Here is a 4,237-nt window from a genome sequence, read left to right on the forward strand (position 1 = left end):
GCCGCTGCCCGCGAGCGCGCCGAACATGATCGAACTGATCACGCTGCCCGCCCGGTCGGCGGCGGCATCCATGTCGAAACCGATGAAGCGGCCCGCACGCTCGTGCGCGGCCGCGATGATGCGTTCGCCGCTGGCGCGGCCATCGCCCATCGCCGACTTTTCATCGATGGCATAGACGCGGTGCGTCGAGCCGATCAGCAGCGTGTCGTGCGACACGAAGCCGCGCAGGATCGCGCGGCCCGCTTCCATCAGTTCGGACGCCACGACGATATCGACGTCGCCGGGTACCGGCATCAACGCAAGCACGGGCTGCGCTGCGCTCCCGGCGGGGAACATCTCGATATAATAGACCGTCGCGCCGGTGCGCTGCGCGACGCCCGGGACCGACGTGCCCTGCGCGACATAGCCGTTTTTCGTGCCGAGCTGGACGATCCAGTCGGCGAGCACGCCGCCGCCCTGACCGCCGAGGCCGAGCACGGCGATGGTGATGCGTTCGCGCCGGCGCATCAGAACGCCCTCGCGGCAAGCTTGCGCGCCGACCGCTTCTGGAGCGCGCCGATCACCCAGCCGCGCAGCCGCTGGCGCACGCGGTCGCGCCCGTTGGGGTTCGCGATGATTTGCGCCTTGTAGAAGGAGGGGCAGAGCACGGCGGCGTGGCTGACCTCGCCGCAGACGCCGCAGCCGACGCAGCTGTTTTCGACATGCGCAACGGGGTCCTGTCGCAGCGGGTCGGGGTTCGCGCGGATCGTCAGCGACGGGCAGCCCGACAGGCGGATACAGCTATGGTCGCCCGTGCAGGTGTCGGGATCAACCCCGAAGCGCTCGCGCACGACGCGCTCGCCTGCCTTCATCGCCTTCGCGAGTTGCGGCTTGAGGCGCCGCTGGCGATTGAGCTGGCATTCGGACTGCGCGACGAGCACCTTGGGGCCCTTTTCGGGCGTGGTCAGCGCGTCGCGGATCGCATCGCGCATCCCCGCGACGTCATAGGTGCGCGTGCGTGTCCGCGCCCAGGCGATGCCGACCCCGCGCACCGCGCGCTCGATCGGATTGTTCGTCTGGCGGTGCGGCGGTGTTGCGCGCGACGAGGGGATGTCCTGACCGCCGGTCGCGGCCGAATAGCCGTTGTCGACGATGATCGTCAGATTGTCGTCCTGATTGAAGACCGCGTTGCCGATGCCCGAGGTCAGCCCGTTGTGCCAGAATCCGCCGTCACCCATGATCGCGACGGCACGCTTGCCCTCGGGCTTGAACGCCGATGCGCCCGCGGTGCCGAGGCCATAGCCCATCGTGGTGTTGCCGATGTGGAACGGCGGCAGGATCGAGAAGAGATGGCAGCCGATATCGGCCGACACGTGGAGTTCGCCGATGTCCTTCTGCACCAGTTTCATCGCCGAAAAGATCGGGCGTTCGGGGCAGCCGGTGCAAAAACCGGCCGGACGTTGCGGCACTGCGCTCGGCGGCAGGGCGGGGGGCTGCGCTGCTTCCTCGGCCGGTGCGCGCTCGGGGGCGTGCGCGCGAAGGAACTTCGCGATGCCGTCCCTGATGACCGCCGCGGTATATTCGCCCGCGCGCGGAAGCACCTCCTTGCCGACGATGCGGGTCTGGAGGTCGGCGCGGCGGACGAGCGTGTTGAGCTCGTGCTCGATGAACTCGGGCTGGCCTTCCTCCACCACGAGCACCGCGCGCTTGCCGGCGCAAAAGGCCTGCACCTCGTCGGGGATCAGCGGATAGGTGACGTTGAGGACATAGACCGGCAGCGCGGCGTTGCCGAACGCATCGGACAGGTTGACCAGTTCGAGCGCGCGGTTGAGCGAATTGAACAGCCCGCCCTGGACGATGATGCCGATCTCGTCCTGCTCTGTACCGAAATATTCGTTGAGCCCGTTCCGTTTGACGAAATCGATGCCGGCGGGCCAGCGCTTTTCGATCTTTTCGACCTCGTGCAGGAAATTGGCGGGCGGCAGGACGATGCGGCTGGTGTCGCGCGTCGGCGACGCCGCGGCGTCGGCGACGGTCATCGGCGGCCTCCGGTTGTCGCGCGCGACGAAGCTGCCGGTGACGTGACACGCGCGCACGCGCAGTTCGAGCATCACCGGCGTGTTCGACGCCTCGGACAGCTCGAACCCTTTTTCGACCATGTCGACGATCAGCGGCAGGCTGGGCCGCGGGTCGAGCAGCCACATCTGCGACTTCATCGCAAAGGCGTGCGTGCGCTCCTGCATGATCGACGAGCCCTCGCCATAATCCTCGCCGAGGATGATCAGCGCGCCGCCGGTCACGCCGCCCGACGCGACGTTCGAGAGGGCATCCGATGCGACATTGGTGCCGACCACCGATTTCCACGCGACCGCGCCGCGCAGCGGATAGTTCACCGACGCCGCCAGCATCGCCGCGGCGGTCGCCTCGCTCGCCGAGCTTTCGAAATGGACGCCGAGCCCCGCCATCAGGTCGCTCGCGTCGGCGAACACGTCCATCAAATGGCTGATCGGCGATCCCTGATAGCCGCCGACATAGGCGACCCCGGCCTGGAGCAGCGCCTTGGTGACCGCAAGAATGCCTTCGCCTTCGAAGATCTCGCCGTCGCCGAGCCTGAGCTGCTCGACCTCCGCCTTGAACGACCGCTCGGCCATCTCAGCCTCAGTCCGCGACGAGCGCGAGGACGCGCAAGGGGCTGCCCGAGCCGCCCTTGATCTTGAGCGGTGCGGCGACGATCACGCTGCCCGTCGCCGGCAGTTGGTCGAGATTTTCGAGGCATTGCAGGCCGTAGCGGCCCGCGGCGTGGAACAGGGTGTGCGCGGGATAGGCGGGGTCGAGCAGATGCGCCTGCCCGGCGTCGGTCCCGATCGTTTCGACCCCCAGCCCATGGGCATCGCGTTCGTCGACGAGGAACTGCACCGCCTCGGCCGACGGACCCGGCGTGTGCGCACCGTCCTCGCGGCGGTTGGTATAGGCATCGACGTCGCGCTTCGACCAGTCGGTGCGGAGCATCACCCAGCTGCGCGGCGGGATGCGGCCATGGTCGGCCTCCCACGCTTCGATGTCGGCGACGGTGAGCAGATAATCGGGATCGGCGGCCGCCTTGTCCGAAATGTCGATGACCACGGCTTCGGCGACGAAGTCGGCAGGTGCGACCGTATCGACGGCATTGTTTGGCAGGTCCTTGCCGGTGATCCAGTGGATCGGCGCGTCGAAATGCGTGCCGGTGTGCTCGCTGACGGTGAAATTGTTCCAGTACCAGGCGACGCCGCGATCATCGTAGCGCGAGATTTCCTCCTGGCTGAACGCCGCGCACTGGCCGAATTCGGGTGGCAGGACCAGCGTCGGTGTTTCGGGCGACAGCGTCTGGGTAAGGTCGATCGTGCGGATCGCACCCGAAGCGACCCCGGCGGCGAACTGCTGAAGAATCTGATTGGCCATGCTGAACTCCTCTCGAAATCGAATGTGCAATGATAAACTTGCATATGCAAGTAATTTGACGAGCCGCTCAACCTGCCGGGACGATGTCGAAAGCGATGGTGGTGCGGTGGTCCTCGTCGGTGAAAGGGATCGTCCCGTGATAGAAATAGGACGGAAAAAGGACGAGCAGGCCGGGTTCGGGGCGGACGGAGCGAAGGACGGCCTCGCGTTCGCCAAGGTTCAGTCCGGTCTCGCCGAATGTCAGCCAGCCCTGCTCGCCGTCGGCGACCGCTTCGGGCAGCGCGACATAATAGACGGCGCTGATCCAGCCTTCCGGGTGGATATGGTTCTTGTGGTGGCCGCCGCTGCGCAACCGGACCGACCATGAACCCGAAAAGGCAAAGCCCGACGCCTTGCGGCACAGAAACGGATGCGCGGGATCGGCCGGCAGCGCGTCGATATAGCGGTCGACCCCCGCTTCGATCATCGCGCGCACCGCCATGATCTCCGGGATATCGCGGCTGAAGAGATCGTCGGCGGTCTGGGTGCCGCCGCGCAGCGTCTGTTCGAGCGGATGTTGGCTGCCGATATGGAGCGCGCCCAGCGCACGGTCGAGCTGGCGGTTGAAGCCGGCGACGTCGCCATTGCCGGGCGCGAGCCGGGCGGCGCCGATCAGCCCGGGATCGGTCAGCCATTTTGCGCGCGCGTCACCGGTCAGGCGCCACATTATGCCTTGCAATGCGAGCGCCTGCTGGTCCGCCGGATCGGCGGCGAGCCGGTGCTCGATCCGCGGAAGCGCGTCGGCGGGACGGTCGAGGATGAGGAGGGCGCGGGCCGACTC

4 protein-coding genes are annotated in these 4,237 nt (G+C 67.2%); all 4 read right to left on the bottom strand.

Annotation, left to right across the window (positions count from 1 at the left end; all coding sequences use genetic code 11):
* Positions 1–507: 2-oxoacid:acceptor oxidoreductase family protein (locus VN047_RS09830; protein ID WP_325542198.1), on the bottom strand; the 507-nt coding region annotated here is incomplete at its 3' end.
* Positions 507–2,630, bottom strand: a complete 2,124-nt coding sequence (locus VN047_RS09835; protein ID WP_325542200.1) for an indolepyruvate ferredoxin oxidoreductase subunit alpha — start codon at positions 2,628–2,630, stop codon at positions 507–509. The genes VN047_RS09830 and VN047_RS09835, both read right to left, overlap by 1 nt.
* 7 nt (positions 2,631–2,637) lie before the next feature.
* Positions 2,638–3,417: a cyclase family protein gene (locus tag VN047_RS09840; RefSeq protein ID WP_325542202.1), complete on the bottom strand. Its 780-nt coding sequence runs from the start codon at positions 3,415–3,417 to the stop codon at positions 2,638–2,640.
* Positions 3,418–3,484: 67 nt separating this feature from the next.
* A partial coding sequence (locus VN047_RS09845) for a 2OG-Fe(II) oxygenase family protein (RefSeq protein ID WP_325542204.1) occupies positions 3,485–4,237 on the bottom strand: 753 nt, incomplete at its 5' end.

The sequence above is a fragment of the Sphingopyxis sp. genome (assembly GCF_035565275.1).
In the GTDB taxonomy this organism is placed as follows: Bacteria; Pseudomonadota; Alphaproteobacteria; order Sphingomonadales; family Sphingomonadaceae; genus Sphingopyxis.